At 72.5% G+C, this 21756-nt stretch carries 19 protein-coding genes; 13 read left to right on the top strand and 6 right to left on the bottom strand.

Annotation, left to right across the window (positions count from 1 at the left end; genetic code table 11):
* The first annotated feature begins 269 nt into the window (after window positions 1-269).
* The 4 genes from CLT75_RS30265 to CLT75_RS30250 all read left to right on the top strand — a co-directional run bounded on the left by CLT75_RS30265 (window position 270) and on the right by CLT75_RS30250 (window position 6382).
* The gene (locus CLT75_RS30265; protein WP_135243511.1) at window positions 270-1706 is read left to right on the top strand and encodes a helix-turn-helix domain-containing protein; all 1437 of its coding nucleotides are present in this window, start codon (window positions 270-272) and stop codon (window positions 1704-1706) included.
* On the top strand, window positions 1703-2602 hold the full coding sequence (locus tag CLT75_RS30260; RefSeq protein WP_135243510.1) for an aminoglycoside phosphotransferase family protein: 900 nt from the start codon (window positions 1703-1705) through the stop codon (window positions 2600-2602). The genes CLT75_RS30265 and CLT75_RS30260 overlap by 4 nt, the downstream gene beginning before the upstream one ends.
* A 38-nt stretch (window positions 2603-2640) precedes the next feature.
* Window positions 2641-3189 carry a GNAT family N-acetyltransferase gene (locus CLT75_RS30255; RefSeq protein ID WP_486485302.1) on the top strand — a complete coding sequence of 183 codons (549 nt, stop codon included), beginning with the start codon at window positions 2641-2643 and terminating at the stop codon, window positions 3187-3189.
* Between the two features lie 118 nt (window positions 3190-3307).
* A complete protein-coding gene (locus CLT75_RS30250; RefSeq protein ID WP_135243508.1) occupies window positions 3308-6382 on the top strand; it encodes a DEAD/DEAH box helicase in 3075 nt (1024 codons plus the stop codon).
* A 25-nt stretch (window positions 6383-6407) separates the two neighbouring features.
* On the opposite strand, the gene CLT75_RS30245 is transcribed toward CLT75_RS30250, so the two are convergent.
* Together CLT75_RS30245 and CLT75_RS30240 are read right to left on the bottom strand one after the other, a co-directional pair.
* The gene (locus CLT75_RS30245; RefSeq protein WP_135243507.1) at window positions 6408-6881 is read right to left on the bottom strand and encodes a hypothetical protein; all 474 of its coding nucleotides are present in this window, start codon (window positions 6879-6881) and stop codon (window positions 6408-6410) included.
* Entirely contained in the window at window positions 6878-7444 is a 567-nt protein-coding gene (locus tag CLT75_RS30240) for an anthrone oxygenase family protein (protein ID WP_486485301.1), read from the bottom strand. The genes CLT75_RS30245 and CLT75_RS30240 overlap by 4 nt, the downstream gene beginning before the upstream one ends.
* Before the next feature lie 170 nt (window positions 7445-7614).
* Between CLT75_RS30240 and CLT75_RS30235 the strand changes: the two genes are divergently transcribed.
* Together CLT75_RS30235 and CLT75_RS30230 are read left to right on the top strand one after the other, a co-directional pair.
* Entirely contained in the window at window positions 7615-8823 is a 1209-nt protein-coding gene (locus CLT75_RS30235; protein WP_135243506.1) for a sensor histidine kinase, read from the top strand.
* Window positions 8820-9482, top strand: a complete 663-nt coding sequence (locus CLT75_RS30230; RefSeq protein ID WP_135243505.1) for a response regulator transcription factor — start codon at window positions 8820-8822, stop codon at window positions 9480-9482. Before CLT75_RS30235 ends, CLT75_RS30230 begins: the two co-directional genes overlap by 4 nt.
* A 22-nt stretch (window positions 9483-9504) precedes the next feature.
* Here the strand turns inward: CLT75_RS30230 and CLT75_RS30225 are convergent, their stop codons facing one another.
* Window positions 9505-11664, bottom strand: a complete 2160-nt coding sequence (locus CLT75_RS30225) for an MMPL family transporter (RefSeq protein ID WP_135243504.1) — start codon at window positions 11662-11664, stop codon at window positions 9505-9507.
* Window positions 11665-11776: 112 nt separating this feature from the next.
* Between CLT75_RS30225 and CLT75_RS30220 the strand changes: the two genes are divergently transcribed.
* The 3 genes from CLT75_RS30220 to CLT75_RS30210 are packed head-to-tail and all read left to right on the top strand — an operon-like array spanning window position 11777 to window position 13925.
* Window positions 11777-12757 carry a hypothetical protein gene (locus CLT75_RS30220; RefSeq protein WP_486485300.1) on the top strand — a complete coding sequence of 327 codons (981 nt, stop codon included), beginning with the start codon at window positions 11777-11779 and terminating at the stop codon, window positions 12755-12757.
* 35 nt (window positions 12758-12792) lie between these two features.
* Window positions 12793-13158 (top strand): VOC family protein, encoded by a 366-nt coding sequence (locus tag CLT75_RS30215; RefSeq protein WP_135243503.1) that lies wholly within the window; start codon window positions 12793-12795, stop codon window positions 13156-13158.
* A 32-nt stretch (window positions 13159-13190) separates the two neighbouring features.
* Complete coding sequence (locus tag CLT75_RS30210) at window positions 13191-13925, top strand: YqjF family protein (RefSeq protein WP_135243502.1); 735 nt, start codon at window positions 13191-13193, stop codon at window positions 13923-13925.
* Between the two features lie 108 nt (window positions 13926-14033).
* Here the strand turns inward: CLT75_RS30210 and yidD are convergent, their stop codons facing one another.
* Window positions 14034-14417 carry a membrane protein insertion efficiency factor YidD gene (yidD, locus tag CLT75_RS30205; RefSeq protein ID WP_486485299.1) on the bottom strand — a complete coding sequence of 128 codons (384 nt, stop codon included), beginning with the start codon at window positions 14415-14417 and terminating at the stop codon, window positions 14034-14036.
* A gap of 102 nt (window positions 14418-14519) precedes the next feature.
* Between yidD and CLT75_RS30200 the strand changes: the two genes are divergently transcribed.
* Window positions 14520-15380: an AraC family transcriptional regulator gene (locus CLT75_RS30200; RefSeq protein ID WP_135243501.1), complete on the top strand. Its 861-nt coding sequence runs from the start codon at window positions 14520-14522 to the stop codon at window positions 15378-15380.
* Here the strand turns inward: CLT75_RS30200 and CLT75_RS30195 are convergent.
* Window positions 15377-16567 carry an aminoglycoside phosphotransferase family protein gene (locus tag CLT75_RS30195; protein ID WP_135243500.1) on the bottom strand — a complete coding sequence of 397 codons (1191 nt, stop codon included), beginning with the start codon at window positions 16565-16567 and terminating at the stop codon, window positions 15377-15379. The genes CLT75_RS30200 and CLT75_RS30195 overlap by 4 nt on opposite strands.
* Before the next feature lie 108 nt (window positions 16568-16675).
* Between CLT75_RS30195 and CLT75_RS30190 the strand changes: the two genes are divergently transcribed.
* Window positions 16676-17248: a hypothetical protein gene (locus tag CLT75_RS30190; RefSeq protein WP_135243499.1), complete on the top strand. Its 573-nt coding sequence runs from the start codon at window positions 16676-16678 to the stop codon at window positions 17246-17248.
* 6 nt (window positions 17249-17254) lie between these two features.
* Here CLT75_RS30190 and CLT75_RS30185 read toward each other — a convergent pair whose 3' ends face one another.
* Window positions 17255-18412 carry a hypothetical protein gene (locus CLT75_RS30185; protein WP_135243498.1) on the bottom strand — a complete coding sequence of 386 codons (1158 nt, stop codon included), beginning with the start codon at window positions 18410-18412 and terminating at the stop codon, window positions 17255-17257.
* Between the two features lie 266 nt (window positions 18413-18678).
* On the opposite strand from CLT75_RS30185, the gene CLT75_RS30180 reads away from it, so the two are divergent.
* On the top strand, window positions 18679-20220 hold the full coding sequence (locus CLT75_RS30180; protein ID WP_135243497.1) for a gluconokinase: 1542 nt from the start codon (window positions 18679-18681) through the stop codon (window positions 20218-20220).
* 22 nt (window positions 20221-20242) lie between these two features.
* A complete protein-coding gene (locus CLT75_RS30175) occupies window positions 20243-21754 on the top strand; it encodes a GntT/GntP/DsdX family permease (protein WP_135243496.1) in 1512 nt (503 codons plus the stop codon).
* Window positions 21755-21756 lie beyond the last annotated feature (2 nt).

Here is a 21756-nt window from a genome sequence, read left to right as displayed (position 1 = left end):
GGCGGGCGGGGACGGCGGGAGCCGCGATCGAGGACGCGGTGCCACCGGAGCCCAGCACCCGCCCCGGGCCATGCGCCGACCCTCAGTCCTCCTCGGCAGGAGGCGCATGCCCTGATGATCGTGGCCGCCATACACACGCCGCATACACTCAGTCACCATCACGAGACGCCGGGCGATATGCACGGTGCGTATACCGTGCCGCTCCGGACCGGGTTGAATGGCTAGGCTCGACTTCGGACACAGGTTCTCCGCGAACGGCGAGGTAGCCGGTGACACCTGCGAACTGCCCCCGCTGCGGCGCACGCCTGGCGCGCGACAACGACACGGGTCGCTGCGCGCCCTGTCAGGCCGCCGAGCGGGACCGCCTCAGCACGCCGCCCGCCGTACCCGACCCGTTCTGGGACCATGAACCGGTACGGACGGCGCTGGCCGCGCGTCATCTCGGCCAGGTGATCCGGGCATACCGCCACCACCCGTACCACGGTCGGAGCCCGCTGCCGCAGAGCGTCGTCGCGGGGTGGTTGGGGATCACACAGGCACAGTTGAGCCGGATCGAGAACGGGCCAGCCCTGGTGCATCTCGATCGGCTGACGCATTGGGCGACAGTGCTCCGCATCCCGCCGAGGTCTCTCTGGTTCGCCGTCGGTCCTGGCTCACCGATCAGCGCTCGGGCCGACGGAAGTCACGTGGCACCAGACCTGGGCCGGCGAACCCTCCTGGCCGGCATCGCGGCGGTGTCGGCAGGAGCGGGGCTGGTCGGGGTCGCTGAGGATCCCAGTCCTCGCCGAATCGGAAGCGCGGACGTGGCTCGGCTGAACGCGGTGCTGGAGCTCTACCGGTCGGTCGACTACGAATGCGGCGGCGGCCTGCTCTATCGGGAGGTCGCCCGGTTCGCGGAGTCGGTGTACCGCATGCTCGACTGGTCGCACTCGCCCGGGCTGACGCCACGCCTGGTCGCGGCGGTCGCGGCAGCACGTCAGTTGGCCGGCTGGACCGCGCTGGACGCCGGCCGGCACGCGGACGCTCAGCGGCATTTCGCCGCCGGCGAGCGGGCCGCGATGTCCGCTGACGATGCACCGCTGGCGGCCCTGATCCGCTACTCGCAAGCCAAGCAGCTACAACACCTTCGGCACAACCACGATGCTCTGGCCGCGCTGCGGCTGGCCCACTCAGAGCTGGGATCCCGGGCAACTGCGGCCGTAAAGGCGCTGCTCTGGGGCGCGGAGGCCGCGTCGACAGCCGCGCTCGGCAATCACCGAGACGCGCTGGCCCTCCTCGGCCGGGCGAGCGATCAGTTCGAGCGTGTGGATCCCGAGCGTGAGCCGGTGTGGATGGCCTTCTACGACCGCGGTGAGCTGCTCGCGCAGTACGGTCGCGTGTACCGCGACATGGCCCGGCAGGCCGGAACGCATGCGACACAGGCGGTGCAGAGCGTTGAAGAAGCGATCGTCGCCTTCGGCCCGGCGAACGTCCGCAGCATGGTCCTGAACGAGGCCGGTTTGTGCAGCGCGTTTTTCCTCGCCGATGAGCCCGAGCGGGCGGTCACTGTCGGCGTGCGCGTGGTCGAGCAGTCTCGTGCGTTGAGTTCCAGTCGAGTGGTCGATCGAGTGGTCAATCTGCGCCGTGATCTCGGACGGCATCGCCACCTTCCCGTCGTAGCCGAATTCGAGCGGACGCTCACCGCACGCGCTGCGGCCACGGTATGAGCGGGCGGTTCTCAGAGGAAGCGATGGCCCGGGCCATGCGGGAGATCGCCAGCGGGCTTGAGGTGCCGACCGAGCACGCCCGCCTCCTGCGGCTGACCAACAACGCTGTGTTCGCGTTGCCGGAATCCGGACTCGTCATCCGCATCGCACGGACACACCGGCTCCGAGACCGGGTGACGAAGGTCGTTCAACTCGCGCGATGGTTCGCCGAGTTGGACGCGCCGACGATCCGGCTGGCGCCGGGCGTGACACAACCGATCGAGGTCGGCGGATTGGCGGCCTCGGTATGGACCTACGTGCCACCCGCCGCGCCTGCGCCAACGGTGAACGATCTCGGCTCTGCGCTGCGGCGTTTTCATGCGCTTGGCCCCCCGCCTTTCCCGCTGGCCGCCTGGGATCCGATCGGTGACGCGCGTCGACGCCTGACCGATGCCGACGGGCTGAGCGCCGAGGACCGCGACTACCTGGTGGCGTGGTGCGACCGCTTGGAGCCGCAGGTCGCTGACCTCAACCAGCGCGCGGAGCAGTCGCTCGTCCACGGGGACGCGCACATCGGCAACCTGCTCCGGGACGCATCGGGCGGCATTCTGCTCTGCGACTTCGACGCCACTTGTCTTGGGCCCTGGCAGGTGGACCTGGTTGCGGTCGCTGTGGGCGAGGCCCGCTTCGGGAAGACCGGGGCGCATCGGGCGCTCGCCGAAGCGTACGGGTACGACGTGACGTCCGACCGCGACTGGCCACTACTGCGGGAAGCTCGCGAGCTGAAGATGATCGCTGCTGCCACGCCGCTTCTCGCAAGTTCGGCGAGCGTAGCGGCCGAGTTTTCCAGCAGACTGAAGTCAGTCGCACAACACGACCACGGTCTACGTTGGAAGCCATTCGCTGATCTCGTCTGAGCCCTTCGAGCGCCTGCCGCCGGTGGGATCGTGTCCTCGTGCGTGAGAATCTGCGACTACGGCACCAGACCGCAGCAACGGCCGAGGGCCTGGTAGACCAGCTTGTGGACGTATACCTCGACGCGCATGCGGACGACGGCCCGCGTTACACGGCCGAGCGGTACGAACGGCAGCTCGCGGCTCACATGCCCCAGGCAGGCTGGGAGCTGGTGACGGCCTACGTCGATGACGAATTGGTCGGCTACGTCTACGGGTTCCCGCTCGGAGCCGATACGCGTTGGTGGGACGGCATTCGACAACCAGTGCCGGACGGCTTCACGGACGAAGACGGGCAACGGACTTACGCGGTCTGCGAACTGCTGGTGCGGCGATCGTGGCAACGCCGGGGTATCGCGCGGGCGCTCCACGATCGGCTCCTGGACACGCGGCGGGAGGAAAGGGCCACGCTGCTGGTACGGCCCGACAACGTTGCTGCCCGGCAGGCGTACGACTCCTGGGGTTGGCAACCGGCCGGGTGGCTCAAGCCGACGCGGGAAGGAGCACCGCTGTTCGAGGTCCGCATCAAAGCCATTGAGTCGAGCCGGTGATGGGTAACGCGTCGACCTTCACCTCCAGGTGTCGATGATCTGACAGGCCACAGGACAAACCTCCTGACACCTATCGCACCGGCTTCCGCCCGGCGTTCATCGCGGCTAGCTTGCCATCGTGGGGGATCTTGAGAAGGGCATCTACGAACACCTGATCACGGAGAAGCTGGCGACGCAGCTCAGGCATGTCGATAGCGCCTTCGTCCGGGATGCCAAGCTGGATGCCGCCGACGCGCATGACGTCCTGGCCCGGCACATCGCGGGCCTCGCGCGGCGGGCGCTCCTCGGCGTCGGTGGCGGGGAGAACAAGTTGGCCCGGCAGGTCGGCCTGGCGAACCGCATCGCCGCGCACATCGCTCAGGCCGAGCCCCGTGCCGTCACCGCCGACGACCAGGTGGCAGACGCCCAGCGTCTGCTTCATGCCATCGCCGCACCGCCCATCCCGCCGGCCGCGCCCGTCTTCCCGATCCGCCCCTCGACGCCGCTCTCCACCGGCGCGCTCTTGGTCAACGGCCGGCACCAGCCGCGCATCGGCCACGAGGTCAGCCACGAGATGGCCTCGGCCGACGAGGTGGATCTGCTCTGCGCCTTCATCAAGTGGCACGGTCTGCGCATCATCGAGCCCGCGATCACCGAACTGATCGCGCAAGGTGGCCGGGTACGGGTCATCACGACCACGTACATGGGCGCCACCGATCAGCGGGCGCTCGACCGGCTCGCCGAGTTGGGTGCCGAGATCAAGATCTCCTACGAGACACGGACCACCCGGCTGCACGCCAAGGCATGGCTGTTCCGGCGCAACAACGGCACCACCACCGCGTACGTCGGCTCGTCGAACCTGTCCAAGGCCGCGCTCGTCGACGGCGTGGAGTGGAACGTCCGCATCTCGAATCTGGAGCAGCCGCACGTCATCGACACGTTCGAGGCGACATTCGCGGACTACTGGAACGACTCGGCGTTCGAGACCTACGACCCGTCAACCGATGCCGAGCGGCTACGTGTCGCCCTGCGCGGGGAACGCGCCGACGACGCCCCGACCGAGATCGCGAAACTGGACGTGCGGCCGTTCCCGTACCAGCAAGAGGTTCTTGACGACCTCGACGCCGAGCGCCTGGTGCACGGTCGCTGGCACAACCTGGTGGTGATGGCGACCGGCACCGGCAAGACGGTGGTGGCGGCGCTCGACTACCGCCGGCTCCGGCGAGCCGGCCACGTCGACTCGCTGCTCTTCGTCGCCCATCAGGAGCAGATCCTGCGGCAGAGCCGGTCAGTGTTCCGCCAGGTCATGGGCGACGGCACGTTCGGCGAGACGCTGGTCAACGGCGATCGGCCGCAGGAGTGGCAGCACGTCTTCGCGTCAATCCAGTCGCTACGCCAGCGGAAAATCGACCCCGAGGCGTTTGACATGGTGATCGTCGACGAGTTCCACCACGCCGAGGCGGCCACGTACACGGCGTTGCTGGAACGGCTTCGGCCGCGCGTACTCCTGGGTCTGACCGCGACGCCCGAGCGGAGCGACGGCCGTGACGTGCGCCGGTGGTTCGACGGCCGCGCGTCGGTGGAGTTGCACCTGTGGGAGGCCCTCGAACGGCAGTTGCTGGCGCCGTTTCAGTATTTCGGCCTGCACGACGACGTGGACCTGACGCGGGTGCGGTGGAAGCGCGGGCAGGGGTACGACAAGGGCGAGCTTGACGGCGTCTACACGGGCAACGACGCTCGGGCGCGGCTCATCCTGCACGCGGTCCGCCGCATCGCTGATGTCGGACGGATGCGCGCGCTCGGCTTCTGCGTGAGCATCGGGCACGCCGAGTTCATGGCCGACTGGTTCACCCGCCACGGTGTGCCGTCCGCGGCCATCACGTCGACTGTTGACCGGCCGGATCGCCAGGTGCTGATCGACCGCTTCCGCAAGCGCGAGCTGAAGGTGCTCTTCACCGTCGACCTGTTCAACGAGGGCGTCGACCTGCCAATGGTCGACACCATCCTCATGCTGCGCCCCACCGAGAGCGCCACGATCTTCCTCCAGCAGCTCGGCCGGGGTCTGCGGCTGGACGACGACAAGCCGTGCCTGACAGTGCTCGACTTCATCGGCGGCCAGCACGCGAACTTCCGGTTCGACATGCGCTGGCGGGCGCTTGCCGGGGTCAGCCGACGGGCGGTCGAAGCCGCCGTCCGCGAGGACTTCCCCTCGCTACCAAGCGGCTGCCACATCGAGCTGGACCGGGTGGCGAAAGAGATCGTCCTCGCCAACCTCAAGTCGGCGCTGCCGACGTCGAAGAACGCGCTGGTGGCCGAGCTGCGGCAGCTCGGTGACGTGAGCCTGTCCGACTTCCTGCGCGAGACCGGCCTGGAAATCGAGGACGTCTACCGATCGGCGAGCATCGGCGGCTGGGCCGGGCTGCGGCGGCTGGCCGCGCTCGACCCGGCCGAGGGCGGCCCGGACGACCGTGACCTGAGCCGGGCCATCGGCCGGATGCTCCACACCGACGATGTCGATCGGCTGGATCTGATCGCTCGCGTCGCCGCCGGCCAACGCCCTGACTCGGGGCGGCTGCTCGACATGCTGCACTTCAGCCTGTGGGGGCCGTCGGTGCCGCTGGCCGAACGCGACGCCCGGCTCAAGCGACTGTGGGCGGAACCGGCGCGCTGCGCCGAGCTGCGGCAGGTAGTTGACGTGCTGCGTGACCGCATCCACCGGGTCACCGAGCCACCTGCCCCGGGCCGGGTACCGCTGCGGGTGCACGCCCGCTACAGCCGCAACGAGGCGTGCGCGGCATTCGGCATGACCAACCCCGGCTCACTGCGCGAGGGCGTGAAGTGGCTGCCCGACGAGCGCGCGGACCTGTTCTTCGTCACGCTCGTCAAGTCCGAGGAGCACTACTCCCCCACCACCATGTACGCCGACCGCGCCGTCACGGACAAGCTGTTCCAGTGGGAGTCGCAGAGCACCACGTCGTCGGGCTCGGCCACTGGCCAGCGGTACGTCAACCACGTCGCACAGGGCTCGACCGTGCACCTGTTCGTCCGCGAGACCAAAATCGCCGACCGTGACCTTGGCGCACCGCCGTACCTGTACGCAGGGCCGATGACATACCGGGAGCACAGCGGCGACCGGCCCATGCGGATCCTCTGGGAGCTGCGGCATCCGCTTCCCGCCGACATGTACGCCGCCGCCCGGGCGATCGCTGCCTGACCTGGGATCTCGCCCGCTCGCCGAGTCAGGCGAGCGGGCGAGAAGCGTCGGCCTGCTCACGACGTCGGGCCGGCGCTGGCAGCACTCGGGACAACAGCACCGCGACCGCACCCGCGATCACTCCGACCATGGTCCCGGTGACCAGGCTCGACATCACCGCCGCGCCCCGCAACAACGCCTCCCGCGCCCCCGCCTCCAGCCCGGCCAGCCCTGGCGCGTCCATCCCCAGCGACGAGTCCCAGAACACCTGGTGACCGACCGCCAGGAACACCCCGTACAGCGCCCCGATCACCACGATCGTCAGGAACGGGCGCGGCGGCCGCCGCCACAACACGGCGGCCACCCAGCACAGCGGCGGCCCGACCGCCAGCAGCGCGGCCACGACAGTGCCCTCCGGCACCACGTCCAGGTCGTGCAGCGCCACGCGCGGGGCGGCCGTCGCGGCGAGCGCGACCAACGCCGGCCACGAGAATCCGAGGGTACGGCGACCCGCGCTCATCGCGTCACCTCCGCCGACCCGGAGTCAGATGCCGAAGCGGGCACCGGAGCCGACGCGGGAGCCGGAACGGACGCGGTCGAGCGCACGAACTTCAGCAGCGCGACGAACGCCAGGACGGCCGTCACCGCGCCTCCGGCGAAGCGCACCCAGTGCCCGGCGACGAACTCGGCGGCGACCTGCCGCAGGTACTCGGCGGAGTGCGTGCCGGGCGGGTCGACGAACATGATCTCGTTGCGCGGCCAGAAGAAGACTGCGGAGAACAGGAACTCGCAGACGACGAAGACGGCTGTGGCGCCGGCGACCCACCAGCGCAGCCGGCGGTCGCGCCAGGTGAGCAGCGTCGCGGCGACGCTGCTCAGGATCACCGACGCGCCGAGCGGCGGGAAGTAGTCGTGCGGGCCGCCGTGGACGAGGAACTCACGGGCCCGGTCGAGCGAGGCGGGCGCGTCGCTGAAGATGTTCGGGTAGAGCATGACGGTCTCGGCGGCGACTCCGCCGAACGACATCATCGCCGCCCATACCATGACAATAAGGGCGAGCCAGGTCAGTCTTGTGCGTACCACGAGGTTTCTCCTCACGTTTCGGGGACGCCATCGACGCTAGGTCCGCCGTCCCCGACCGTCGTCCGCGTGGCCGCGCGACCGGATGTCGCTTCTCGGCGTACGCCTCGGGGTCGACCCTGACGCCTGCGGACGACAGCGGTGAGGGTCCGCGCGGACCTAGGCTCGAAGGCGTGCCCGACACCTCGCCCACCCGCGCCGACGCGCTGCTCGCGGCGGCCACGCTCGGCCTGGTCGCGGTGGCCGTGGCGGCCGACCGGCCCGCGCCCGGCGGCGCGGCGCTCGCCGTCGTGGCCGGCGCGGTGCTCGGCGGTCTGGTGCTGGGCGCCAGGCGGTGGCCGCTGCCGGCGCTGCTGGCGACGGCTGTCGTCATCCTCGGGTACTACGCGCTGGACCTGCCGCCCGTCGGGGTGGCCGCCCCGGCCGCCGCAGTCCTCTACCGGGTGTCCGAGCGCGGGCGTGTCGTCCCGGCCGCCGTGGTCGCCGGGAGCCTGCTGGCCGTGTCGGTGGCCGCCCGGCTGGCCGAGGGCGACGACATCGCGGTGGTAGTCGGCACGGAACTCGGCTCCGAGGCGGCGTTGCTACTCGCCGTCATCGCCCTCGGCGACGCGGTCCGCAACCGGCGGTCGCTGCGGGCGGCGCTGGTCCGGCAGGCGATCGCGGCCGACGAGGAGCGGCACCGGGAGGCGGCCCGTCAGGTCGAGGCGGAACGGCTGCGCATCGCCCGGGAGGTGCACGACACGCTCGGGCACACCATGTCGGTGATCACGTTGCAGTCCGCAGTCGCCCGGGAGGCGCTCGCCGACAGCGATCCGGTGCAGGCGGAGAACGCGCTGGCCGCGATCCGGTCGGTGAGCGGCAGCGCGATGGCGGAGTTGCGGGCGACGCTCGGCACGCTGCGCCGCGAACCCGGGCCACGGGAACCGGTTCCCGGCTTCGACCAGCTCCCGGCGCTCGTGGACGGCGTACGCCGGGGAGGGCTGGCCGTCGACCTGCGGATCGAGGGTCCGGTGGACACGCTGCCGGCGGTGGTGGGCAGCACCGTCTACCGGGTCGTGCAGGAGGCGCTGACGAACGTCCTTCGCCACGCCGACGCCACCCGGGTCACAGTGACGGTCCGCGTCACGCCGGGGCGGCTCGCGCTGGAGGTGGTGGACGACGGTCGCGGCGGCCCGCCCGCCGGGCGCAGGGACGGGACGGGCCAGGGCCTGCGCGGCATGGCCGAGCGGGTAGCCCTGCTCGGCGGCACCGTAGAAACCGGCACCATCCGAACCGGCACCGCCGTAACCGGCGGCACCAGAGCAACGGGCGACACCCGCACGAGCGGCACCGGCGGCTTCCGGGTGTCGGTCCACCTGCCGCTGACGGGAGTCGCCGCGTGAGCCCGATCCGCGTCGTCCTCGTCGACGACCAGCACCTGGTCCGCACCGGCCTGCGCGCGCTGCTCGACCGGGCGCCTGACATCGAGGTGGTGGGCGAGGCGGGCGACGGCGGCAGCGGCCTCTCGGTGGTACGGGAGCAACGGCCCGACATCGTGCTGATGGACGTCCGGATGCCCGGCGGGGACGGGCTTGCGGCGACCCGGCGGATCCTGACCGACCCGACGCTGCACGGCGTGCAGGTGGTCATGCTCACCACGTTCGACGACGACGAGTACCTGTTCGAGGCGATCCGCGCCGGAGCGGCGGGTTTCCTGCTCAAGGACACCCCGCCCGACGCGCTGCGGGACGCGGTCCGGACGGTGGCCGGTGGCGACGCGCTGCTCTCCCCCGCGGTCACCCGGCGGGTGCTCGCCGCGGCGGCCCGCTCACCGGTGGCCGACCCGGGGCGGCTCGCCGGGCTGACCGCCCGGGAACGGGACGTGCTCACGCAGGTGGGCGCCGGACGGTCGAACACGGAGATCGGGCAGGCGTTGTTCCTGAGCCCGGACACCGCCCGCACCTACGTGAGCCGGCTGCTCCAGAAGCTGAACGCCCGCGACCGGGCGCAGCTCGTCGTGATCGCGTACGAGAGCGGGCTGGTCCGCCCCGGCGAGGGCTGAGCCGCGCCGGGGCGGGTCACCGTCAGGTCGACGCCGCGTCCGCCGGTTCCGGGGCCGCGTGCCGGCCGCCGCCGTTACGTCGTTCGTCGCCGTGTCCCGGCCACCACGCCTTGTGGCCGATCAGCCCGGTCAGCGCCGGTACGAAGAACATCGACATGACGAACGCGGACAGCACGATCCCGATCGCCACCGCGAAGCCCATCTGCTGGAGGAACGAGATCGGCGCGAGCATCAGCACCCCGAACGTGCCGGCCAGGATCAGCCCGGCCGCGGCGACTGTCGGGCCGGCGTGTTCCACCCCGATCGCGGCGGCCTGGTGCGGTTCGTGGCCCTCGCGCGCCTCCTCCCGTAGTCGGGCGATCATCAGGATGTTGTAGTCGGTGCCGATCGCCACCACGAACAGGTAGAGGATGATCGGCAGCTGGAACGTCACGCCCGGGTTGCCCTGGAGCCCCTGGAACACGTAGACGGTGGCGCCGAGCGTGGCGGCGAAGTTGAGCAGCACCGCGATCACCAGGTAGACCGGCGCGACGAGGCTGCGCAGCAGCAACGCCAGGATGATCGCGATCAGGAGGGCGGCGACCGGCAGGATCACCGACAGGTCCCTGTTGTTCGCCGAGTTGATGTCCGCGAAGATCGCCGTGGTGCCGCCGACGAGTGCCCTGGTGCCCGGCGGGGCCGCCTCGTGCACGGCCTCCCGCAGGTCGTCGCGCACGAGCGTGATCGCCTCGTTGGACATCGGGTTCTCGTCGAGCAGCAGGTTGATCCGGGCGACGCTCGGGTCGCTGGCGCTGCGCTCCGGCGGCTGCGCCTGCCCGACGCCGGGTGCCCGTGCCGACGCGGCGGCGAAGTCGTTCACCTGCTGCTCGGTGAGCGGGGTGCCGTTGCCGGTGGTCAGGTAGACCTCGGTGGGCGCGAGCGCCCCGGCGGCGAACCCGCGCTGGAGGTCCTGGGCGGCCCGCGCCGACTCGGTGTCCTGCGGGAAGCCGGCGCCGAAGTCGTAGTCGGCCTTGTAGCCGAGCACCCCGGCGGCGAGCGCCACGAGCAGTGCCCCGGAGGCCGCTGCCACGATCGCCGGGCGGCGGCCCACAACGGCGCCGAGCCGCCGGGACAGGGTGGCCTTGGGCTGACGCTGCCACGCCTTCGACGGCCAGAACACCCACCGGCCGAGCAGCGACACGAGCGCCGGGATCAGGGTCAGCGAGGTGACGAGCATGACGCCGACGGCGATCGCGAGCGCCGGGCCGAGCGACCCGAAGAAGCCGAGTGAGGCGAGCAGCAGCACCAGGAACGCCACGATGACCGCACCGGCGGCGGAGGTGATGACCTCGCCGACCCGCTGCACCGAGACAACCATCGCGGTGCGCTTGTCGTCGCCGGCGCGCAGTCGCTCCCGGTAGCGGAACAGCAGGAACAGGATGTAGTCGGTGCCGATGCCGAACAGCACGATCAGCAGGATGGTCTGGAGGTCCTGGCTGACGTTGAGGTCGAACGCCTTGCCGGCGGCGGCGACCAGCCCGGTGGTGACGGACATGACGACGCTGATGACCACGACCGGCAGCAGCGCGGCGATCGGGCTGCGGAAGATGATCAGGATCAGCCCGATGATGAGGACGATGGTGGCGACGCCGACGACCGCGAACGCCTCGTTGAACGTGTCCTCGTTGTCGACGAAGCTCGCCACGTCGCCGGCCACCCCTGCGGTCAGGCCGCTGCCGGCCAGGTCCGGCCCGAGGGCGGCGCGCAGGTCGCGTACCGCGTCGAGCAGGCCCGGGTCGTCGGGGCTGTCGGCGTCGAGACCGACGGTGACCACCTGCACCGACTTGTCCGGCGCGACGGCCTGCGGGCCGGTCAGGTAGCCGGATGTCTGCGGGATGTTCCGGGCCTTGAGCGCGGTGGCGAGCTGCCCCACGCGCGCCTCGTCGGCCGGGGTCAGCGGCTTGCCGTCGCTGCGCTTGACCACGACGGTGGCGGTGGCGGTGGCGGCCTGCGGGAACGACTTCGCGGCCAGCTCGGTGGCCTGCACCGACTCGTAGGAACGCGGCAGGAAGCTCTCCTGGTCCGCGGAGGTGATGTCGCTCAGCGAAGGACTGGCGGCGATGATCGCGATCGCGGCGACGACCCAGCCGCCGATCACCCACCAGGCCTTGCCCACGACGAATCTGCCCAGGCGCTCGAACATCGTTTCCCCCGTGTGTTCGGCTGTGTCGCACGCGATCCTACGCTGTGTGAGCAATCCCTTTCGGACGGCTTGCGGACTTTCGTCGATGATCCGGGTGGCCGAGGATCGACTGATGAGTGCGAGGCTGCCCGGTCCCGGAGTGCTGACGGCCTGGTTGGCGGCGACGGTGCCCGCCCCACTGGTCGTCTACGAGTGGACGCACAGGTGGGAGGAGGAGCAGCCGGTATCCACCGCGCTGTGGTGGCCGGTGCTCGCGTCGCCGCTGCTCGCCGCCGTGCTCGCGGCCCGGCAACCGCGGCGCCCCGCCGCCGCCGTCGCCGTGTCCACGCTGGTCACGACGGCGCTTCTCGCGGTGTCGCTCGCGTTCTTCCGGTGGGTCGTGCCGCTGACCGGCGAGGCCCGCTGGGGGCGGGCTCTGCTCGGCGGTGCGGCGCTCGCGGTGGCCGGAGCGCTGATCGGGTACGCCGCCGGCGGGCGCCTGCCCCGCCGGGCCCGCCCGGCGTCGCGGCGCGGCTATCTGATCGGCGGGCTCGCCGTCGTGTTCGGCGCGCTGGTGGCGCAGTCCGCGGTACGGCTCGGCGCCGAGGACAGCACGATCGGGCACCCCCCTCATGAGTACGGCGGCGTCGGCCCTTACGTGACGTCGGCGAGCCGGTTCACGGCACCGGCCGCCGGGGCGTACGCGATCTTCGCGCTGGGTTTCTCCCCGGCGGACCCGGACTGCCGCGTGACCGGCGGCGGCTCGGAGGTCCGTACGGCCGAGCCGGTCTCCGTTCCGCCGGGCGACTACGGCACCGACGCCGCCGCCTACTCCTGGGTGGCGACCGTGCGGGTGCCGACACCCGGTACGTGGACGCTCGACTGCCGCACGACCGACCCGGAGGCGTCCTACGTGGTGGGTGACGTGCCGGAGATCCGGGGCGCGGTGGGCGAGGTGATCCACTGGCCGGTCGGCGTGATCTGGCTGCTCGGCGCGGCGCCCGGCCTGCTGACCGTCGCGGACACGGCCCGGCGGCGGCGAGCCGTTCTCGCCGACGACGCAGGCCGGTCCGACGGCGCGGCGTCCGGCGGAAGTGTCGTAGAGGGCTCGTAGCCTGGCGCGGTCAACGACGATCGCAGGGAGGCGACGTGCTCGACCACTTCTCCGTAGCGGTACGCGACCTGGCGGCCAGCGGCGCCTTCTACGACACGGTGCTCGCCCCGCTGGGCGCGCGGCGGCTGATGGAGCCCGGCCCGATCGGCTACGGCGTCGACGCGCCCGACTTCTGGGTGGAGCCCGCGCCGTCCGGCGCGACGCCGGTGCCGGTGCACATCGCGTTCACCGCCGCCGACCGCGCGACGGTGCGGGCGTTCCGCGACGCGGCGGTGGCAGCGGGCGCTGAGGTGCTGCACGAGCCGAAGGAGTGGCCGGAATACCACGCCGGCTACTACGGCGCGTTCGTCCGCGACCCGGACGGCAACAACGTCGAGGCGGTCTGCCACCGCCCGGAGTGACTCCCGGCGCGTCCGGGAGGCAGGATGGGCAGGTGGAGATCGAGCCGGTCGAGCACGCTCCGGTACGCGCCATCCGCCCTGCCTGGCTGGCCCAGCGCTGGCAGGATCTCGCGTTCCTGCACTGGGCGGTCCCGCCGGAACGGGTGGCGCCACTGCTGCCCGCCGGCACCCGGCCGGACACGCTCGACGGGCTCACCTACGTGGGGCTGATCGGTTTCCGGATGGTCGGGCTGGGGCTCGGCCGTGGCCCGGGTGTGCCCTACTTCGGCACGTTCTGGGAGACGAACGTCCGGCTCTACTCGGTCGACGGCTCGGGGCGGCGCGCTGTCGTGTTCCGCTCGCTCGACGCGTCCCGGCTGGTGCCGGTGCTGGTGGCCCAGGTGAGCCTGCGCCTGCCGTACAAGTGGTCGGCGATGCGGCTGGACCGATCCGGTGACACGCTCACCTACCGGTGCCGACGGCGCTGGCCCGGTCCGGCCGGCGCGACGAGCCGGATGACGGTACGCGTCGGCGCGCCCATCCCCGAGCCGACGCCGCTGGAACACTTCCTCACCGCCCGCTGGGGCCTGCACACCCGCGCGTACGGCAGCACCCGACATCTGCCGAACTGGCATCCACAGTGGCCGCTGCACCGCGCCGAACTGCTGCACCTGGACGACGAACTGGTCACCGTCGCCGGCCTGCCCGCACCGGACGGCCCGCCGGTGAGCGTGCTCTACTCCCCCGGCGTACCCGTCGTCTTCGGCGGCCCCACGTCGGTCGGGTGACCGCCACGTTGATCGACACCGGGTCGCCGGAGTGGCGGCATCCGGCACACCGGAACACCGCCACTTCCCCGAGGTGGCGCCGGCACGTCCGCGCGGCGCGGAGCGGCGTCAGCGCAGCGGGTCGTGGGTGCCGTGCGGCACGTCGGGACGGCATCGGCGGACCCGGTCGGCGGCCATCCGACCGCCCGCCGCCAGCCCGTACCGCTCCACCGCGGCGAGCCCGTACGCGCTGCACGTGGGCGTGTAGCGACAGGTACCCGGCCAGCGGTGCGACAGCCAGCGCCGGTAGCCGAGGATGGCGGCCCGGCCGGCGCGATCCACGGCAGGCCGCCGGACGACGCCCGCGGTCACCGAACCGAGGGTGAGCAGCATCGAGAAGAGGCCCAGGTCGCAGCAGCCCGGCCCGTCACAGGTGGGCACGTCGCAGTCGCAGCCCCGGTTCTTCTTCTTGTGGTGTCGCCTCCGGAAGATCACCACGCCATGATGCGACACGCTCGCCAGTGTCGATGAGGCGACCGGACCGGGTCCGGTGTGATCGGGTCGGCGGCCGGCGGGGAACCTAGCGTCGAAGGCGTCACCAGGAGGGAAGAACGGGTGCTGGATCGGCTCAACGCCGCGCTGGACCACCTCGAACAGCGGCTCGACCAGCCGCTCGACGTGGCCGAGTTGGCCCGGATCGCCGGCGTGTCGGAGCACCACTTCGGCCGGCTGTTCTCGGCGCTGGCCGGGCTGCCGCTGTCGGAGTACGTGCGCCGCCGCCGGATGACGCTGGCGGGCGCCGACGTGCTCGCCGGCCGGGAGTCGCTGCTCGACGTGGCGGTCCGCTGGGGGTACGGCTCGAACGAGGCGTTCGCCCGCGCGTTCCGGGCCGTGCACGGCGTCGGGCCGACGCAGGCCCGGCAGGCCGGTGCGGTGCTGCGGTCCCAGCCCCGGATGTCCTTCCGGCTCGTCGTCGAAGGGAACACCAGCATGGACTACCGGATCGTGACCAAGGACGCCTTCCGGCTCGCCGGGCTGACGGCCCGGGTGCCGCTCGTCCACGAGGGGATGAACCCGCACATCGTGGCGTTCGTCAGGGGCATCGACCCGGCCACCGTCCGCCGCATCGAGGCGCTGTCCGACCAGGAGCCGCACGGGATCGTCAACGTCAGCGCCGAGCTGGCCGGTGCCCGCGACGAGGGCGCGGAGCTGGACTACTGGTACGCGGCGGTCACCGGCGCGGACGTACCGGACGACCTGCGCAGCCTGGCGGTGGAGGCCGGCGACTGGGCGGTGTTCTCCAGTTCCGGGGCGTTCCCGGTGGCGGTGCAGCACCTGTGGCGGGCCGTGTTCACGTCGTGGTTCCCGTCCAACCCGTACGAGACCCGCCCGGGGCCGGAGATCTCGCGGGTGCGGGTCGCCGAGGACGGTGGCACCGCCGACGCGGAGCTGTGGATCCCGGTGCGCCGCGTCTAGAGCGTCGCCGCTCGCGCCAGCGCGGCCGGCACGTCGTGCACGTGATACGGATGCTCGCCCGGCTCGATCGCGGCGAGGAACATCGCGTACACGGCGGCCAGCCGCAGCGGCGCGACCGGCCGGAGCAGGTCGACGGCCCGGTGCGGGTCGCTGCCGGGCACGTCGGTCCGCCACCGCCGCGCCCACGCGTCGACCAGCCGGGCGGCGGCGTCCACGTCGACGTCCTCGGTGAGGCGCAGGATGTCGAACGCGGGGTGGCCGGCGAACGAGTCCGCCCAGTCGATCACGGTCCGGCGCCCGGCGTCGCCGCGGACGTTGCCGGGGTGCAGGTCGCCGTGCACGAGCGTGTCCGGCAGGCCGCAGTCGCGGACCTGCCGCAACCGCCGGTCGAGCCCGTCGAGCAGGCCGCGTGCGGCCGACACGTCGTGCCCGGCGAGCCGTTCCCGGATCCAGTCCGCCAGCCGCGCCCCGCGCAGGTCGGGCACCCCCGCCGCGACCAGCTCGCCGAGAGTGCCGCACGCCCGCCGCTGCACCAGGTGATGCCCGGCCGCGATGGCGGCCCGCTCCCCCTCCCCGGCCCCGTACCGGTCCTCTCCAGGTACGTCGTCCAGCAGCATCCGCCCTTCCCCGTCGGCGGCGAGCACCACCGGCACGTCGATCACGGAATCCGCGTCACAGGGAAGACCGGCCACCGAGGGGAGCCGGCGGAGGACCTCGGGCTCGTGGCGGGCGAAGGACGGGAGCTGCTTCAGCCACGCCGGGCCCTGGTCGGTGTCCAGGCGCCAGATGGCGGAGAGGTTCCAGGTGCGCTGCTGCGCCACCGCCGTGACCCGGCGGCCGAGCCGGCGCAGCTCGGCGGTCGCCCAGGCGACGCTGCGGGCCGGGCCGCCGGCGTCCGCCCACGGCTGGCGCAGCGGGTGCGGCGCGAGGTCCACGGTCGCCGGTTCCAGGGGTACGGCGGGCGCGTCGACCACCTGCGCCAGGTAGCGGACGTGGCCGCCGGGAGGCGCGGGACGGTCGGCGTCGAGCAGCCGCAGCACGACGACCTCCAGCCCGTGGCGCCGCCGGACCGTGTCCACGATCGAGCCGACCTCCTGCCACCACGGCTCCGGCACGTCGAACGGCGGCAACGCGCCGAGCGGGTGGTCGGCGGCGTCGAGCAGGACCAGCGAGACGGTGCGGGACACGGCCGGACGGTATCCGGGCACCCCTACGGGAGGCGAGCGGATTGATCCGGGGCAGGTTCGGGCTCGCTCCCCGATGTCCCGGGCACTGGCGCCCGGGACGCTGAGGCGATGAGCCTCCTCGATTCCCGCACACGTCCCACGTATCAGTGGTTACGCCCGGTCGCCGTGGCGTCGGCGGCGCTGCTGCTCGGCTACGGCCTGCTGCGCCTGCTCGACCGCCTGGACGGGCACAGCGACAAGGGCGCCTGGGCCTGGAACACCGGGCACACCCTGTTCCTGCTCGGCGTGCTCGGTTTCGCCGCGCTGATCGTCGGGCTGCACGGCCTGCTGCGTACCCGCTCGTCGCGGTGGCGGACGCTCGACGACGTGGCCGCGCCGGCCGGCCTGGTCGGCGCCGCCGCCTTCGTCTGGGTGATCCTCGGTGACCTGTTCCCGCGCTTCGCCGACGCGGTGCCCACGCCCGGCCTGGTGCTGTACGGCGGACCGCTGCTGTTCGAGCTGGGCCTGCTGGTGCTGCTGTACCGGGCGGCGGCGGCCCGGCTGCTGCCGGTGTGGGCGCCGGTGCTGGTGCTCGCCGGGTTCCTGGCGATCGCGGTGAACCTGAACCTGCTGCCCGTCGGCGCCGCGCTGGTGCTGGCCGGGCTGCTGCCGCTGCGCGTCACGCCCCGCCCGGTGGCCTGACCGGCGTCACCGCCAGACGGTCCGGCGGAACCCCTTGTGGCCGGCGCACACGTCACGCTGGCCGCCGGTGCGGCTGACCGCGCCATCGCGGCACTGCACCAGCCAGCCCCGATCGGACCAGAACCCGGGTACGCACTCGAACCAGTCGCACACCCCGGCAGCCGGCCGGCGGATGCGCTGGCCGCCGCAGAAGTCGTACCCGAAGGGGTTCGCCGGGGCGCCGCAGCGGCGCTCGACCGGTGGCTGCGGCGTGCCGCGCGGCGGCGCGGGACGGCCGCGGGACGGCTCGGGGCTCGTGCTGGGCCGGACCTGGACGGCGGGCGCGACGTGCGGCGGTGGGGCGGGGGTGCCGGTGGCCGCCGGGGTCGCGGCGGCGGCGCGTTCCGAGCCGGCCCGGGTGGGCGGGTTGGACTCGATGAGCATCGCCGGCACGATCAGCGCGAGCGCCGCGCCGACCGCCACGGTCCGCCGGCCGCCGGGCACCAGCGCGGTGACGCGGGCCTGGGCGGGGGTGAGCACGGCGGGACGTTCGGGCCGCGCCGCGATGTGCTCCGCGATCAGCTCGTCCAGCTCGGCCACGACTGCGGCGCGCTGCTCGATCGCGTCGGCGAACGCCAGCGTGAGCGTGAACCGGAAGTCGGCCGCCGCGCCGGTGGGCAGCAGCAACCCGGAGGTACGCCGCCGGTCCAGCACCTGGATCAGGGTGACCGGCGCGCCGGGGTCGTGGGACAGGCCGGTCATCCGGCCGTACGCCCAGTCGCGCCGACCACGCCCGCCGAGCAGCACGAGGCGCCGGTTGGTGAGCACGGCGAGCCCGGCGTCGACCACCTTGACGCCCTCGGGGCGGCGCGGGCGCAGCACGGGCGGGTCGGGGTCGACTGTCAGTTCGGGGGCGGGCAGCACGGCGGTGTGCCGGACCTCGACCAGTTGCGCGGCCGGGAGCGTCCAGAAGACCACCTCGCCGGGGGCCAGCTCCATCGGCAGGCCGACGCCCGCCTGGGCCGACCCGTGAAAGGACACCGCGAGCGTACGCAGGCGGCGCAGCTCGTCGTCGCGGCGTCGCCACGCCTCGTCCGCGGCGCGGAAGGTCCGCTGCCGACGCTCGTTCTGCCGGTGCGCCCACCGGTAGCGCCATGTGGAACCCGTCGAATCAGTCTTCGCCACGCCGACTCCTCCGCCGCGCGAGCCCACCAATCGGGGTGTCATTCATGTCAACGACGCGAGATGGGTACCAAGACACGCGAAAGTCGCCAATTAGACCGATCGGCTGATTGACCTACACAATCGGCGGAAACTCTCGCATCGATTCACGTTCCGTGGCACCGGCTCCCGGCGGGCCCGCTTCGTCATGCGCGCGCGTGGACACGTCGGTAACGTCAGCCGCAACGGCGGGGCGGCGCGCGGCCCCCGGGCGGCGAGGAGGTGCACCGGTGGGCGACCCGGCCGTGGTGGTGGGTGTGGACATCGGCACCACCAGCTCCAAGGCCGTCGCGTTCGACACCACCGGCCGGCAACTGGCCAGCCACTCGATCGGCTACCCGCTGGAGGAGCCGAACCCGGGCTGGGCCGAACAGGATCCGGACCTCATCCACGAAGCCGTGCTCGGCGTGATCCGCGCGGTCGTGGACGAGCTGCGCATACCGGTGGCCGGCCTGTCGTTCAGCACCGCCATGCACAGCCTGATCGGGCTGGACGCCGACGGCACCCCGCTGACCCCGTCGATCACCTGGGCCGACTCCCGTGCCAGCGCGCAGGCCGAACGCCTGCGGGCCGCGCCGTCCGGGCTCGCCCTGCACCGGCGCACCGGCACCCCGGTGCACCCGATGGCGCCGCTGCCCAAGCTGGTGTGGTTCGCCGAGCAGGAACCGAAGCTGCACGAGCGGGTCGCGCACTGGGTCGGCATCAAGGATCTGGTGCTGCGGCGGCTCGCCGACGCGCTCGTCACCGACCACTCGGTCGCCTCCGCCACCGGCCTGATGGACATCCACCGGCTGGCCTGGGACACCGAGGCGCTCCGTATCGCCGGCATCACCGAGGAGCAGCTTCCCCAGCTCGTACCCACCACCCACGTGCTGCCCGGGCTCACCCCGGAGGCGGCGCGGGCCACCGGGCTGCCGGCGGACACCCCGCTCGTGGTGGGCGCCGGGGACGGGCCACTGGCGAACCTGGGCCTCGGCGCGGTCCGCCCCGGCGTGGTGGCCTGCTCGATCGGCACCAGCGGCGCGATGCGGGTGATGGTGGAACGCCCCGGCGTGGACCCGCTCGGCGGCGTGTTCTGCTACGCGCTCACCGAGGACCGCTGGGTGGTCGGCGGCGCCATCAACAACGGCGGCATCGTCCTCCAGTGGGCGAACGACGCGCTCGCCCCCGAGCTGGGCGAGCACGCCGAGGAGGAACTGCTCGACCTGGCCGCCACGGCGCCGGTCGGCTCCGGCGGGCTGATCATGCTGCCGTACCTGCTCAGCGAGCGGGCGCCGCACTGGAGCGCGCTGCCGCGCGGCGCGTACGTCGGACTGACCCACGGCCACGGCCGGCCGCACCTGGTCCGGGCCGCGCTGGAGGGCGTCTGCCAGCAGCTCGCCCTGGTCCTCGCCTCGGTCCGGGCCGCCGGGAACGAGGTACGCGAGGTCCGCGCCAGCGGCGGCTTCGCCCGCAGCGCGCTGTGGCGGCAGATCCTCGCCGACGCGCTCGGCATGCCGGTGCGGTTCCCCGCCGGGCACGAGGGGTCCGGCTTCGGCGCGGCGCTGCTCGGCATGCAGGCGCTCGGCCTCATCGAATCGATCGAGGTCGCCGCCGACCTGGTCCGGATCGAGGAGACGGTCCGCCCGGATCCCGCCTCCGCCGCCACGTACGCGGCGCTGCTCCCCCTCTTCTCCGAGCTGTACGACGCACTCGTACCCACGTTCGCGTCCCTGCGGCGGATGGCACCGAGCCTGCCGCCGGAACCACCACCCACCGCACCACCCCGCTGACCGACCGAAGGGCGTGATAGCCGTGGTCACACTGCTCGCCGCACCCGCGGAACCGCTCACGAACGCCGGTGACACCCAACTCGTCCTCGCGGCCCTGCTGGGCATCGCCGCGGTGGTGCTGCTCATCGCGTGGGGCAAGGTGCACCCGTTCCTCGCGCTGATCCTCGGCGCGGCGGTCCTCGGCGTGGTCGCCGCCGTACCCGTCGACAAGATCGTCACGTCGTTCAGCGGCGGCGTCGGCTCCACGGTCGGCGGCGTGGGCCTGCTGATCGCGCTCGGCGCCATGATCGGCGGCCTGCTGGCCGAGTCCGGCGGGGCGGACGGCATCGTGGAACGGGTGGTCGGCCGGGTCTCCGGAACCGCGCTGCCCTGGGCGATGGCCGGTGTGGCCGCGCTCATCGGCCTGCCGCTGTTCTTCGAGGTCGGCGTGGTGCTGCTGGTGCCGATCGTGCTGCTCGTCTCGCTGCGGGTGAACGTGCCGCTGATCAAGATCGGCATTCCCGCGCTCGCCGGCCTGTCGGTGCTGCACGGCCTGGTGCCGCCGCACCCCGGCCCGCTGGTGGCGATCGACGCGCTCGGCGCCAACCTCGGTCAGACGCTCGCCCTGGGCCTGCTGGTGGCGATCCCCACGGTGATCATCGCCGGTCCGGTCTTCGGCAACTTCATCGCCCGGTACGTGCCGGCCACCGCCCCCGCCGCGCTGCTGCCGACCCGGCGCGACGTCGCCGACGACCGCAGCCCGACCCGGCCCGGCGACGGCCGACTCGACGCCGACGGTGACCTGGTCACCGAGGACGACCTGGTCAACCCGGGCACCGGACGGCCCGGTGGCGCGATCGACGAACCGGCCGGGCGGCGCTCCCGCCGGTCCCCGGCGCTCTGGGCGGCGGTGGTCACGGTGCTGCTGCCGGTGGCGCTGATGCTGCTGCGTGCGATCGGTGAGCTGACGCTCGACGAGGGCACCGCCGGCCGCAAGGCGCTGGACATCGTCGGCACCCCGATCATCGCCCTGCTCGCCGGCGTCATCTTCGCCATGATCTTCCTGGGCTACCGGTCCGGCTTCAGCCGTAGCCAGGTCTCCGGGTTCCTCGGCGGCTCGCTGCCGCCGATCGCCGGCATCCTGCTGATCGTCGCCGCCGGCGGCGGCTTCAAGCAGGTGCTCGTCGACGCCGGCGTGGGCGACCTGGTCGCGAACGCCGCCGAGGGCGCGAACCTCTCCCCGCTGCTGCTCGGCTGGCTGGTAGCGGTCGGCATCCGGGTCGCCACCGGCTCGGCCACGGTCGCCACGATCACCGCCGCCGGCATCGTCGCGCCGCTGGCCGCCACGCTCCAGGGCCCCGAGGTGGCGTTGCTGGCGCTGGCCATCGGCTGCGGGTCGCTGTTCTTCTCCCACGTCAACGACGCCGGCTTCTGGCTGGTGAAGGAGTACTTCGGGTTGACCGTCGGGCAGACCATCAAGAGCTGGTCGGTGATGGAGACCATCATCTCGGTGGTCGGCTTCCTCGGCGTCCTGCTGCTCGACGTCTTCATCTAGCC

It is taken from the genome of Micromonospora sp. CNZ285 (assembly GCF_004637285.1).
This window is presented reverse-complemented; position numbering and strand designations above follow the sequence as displayed.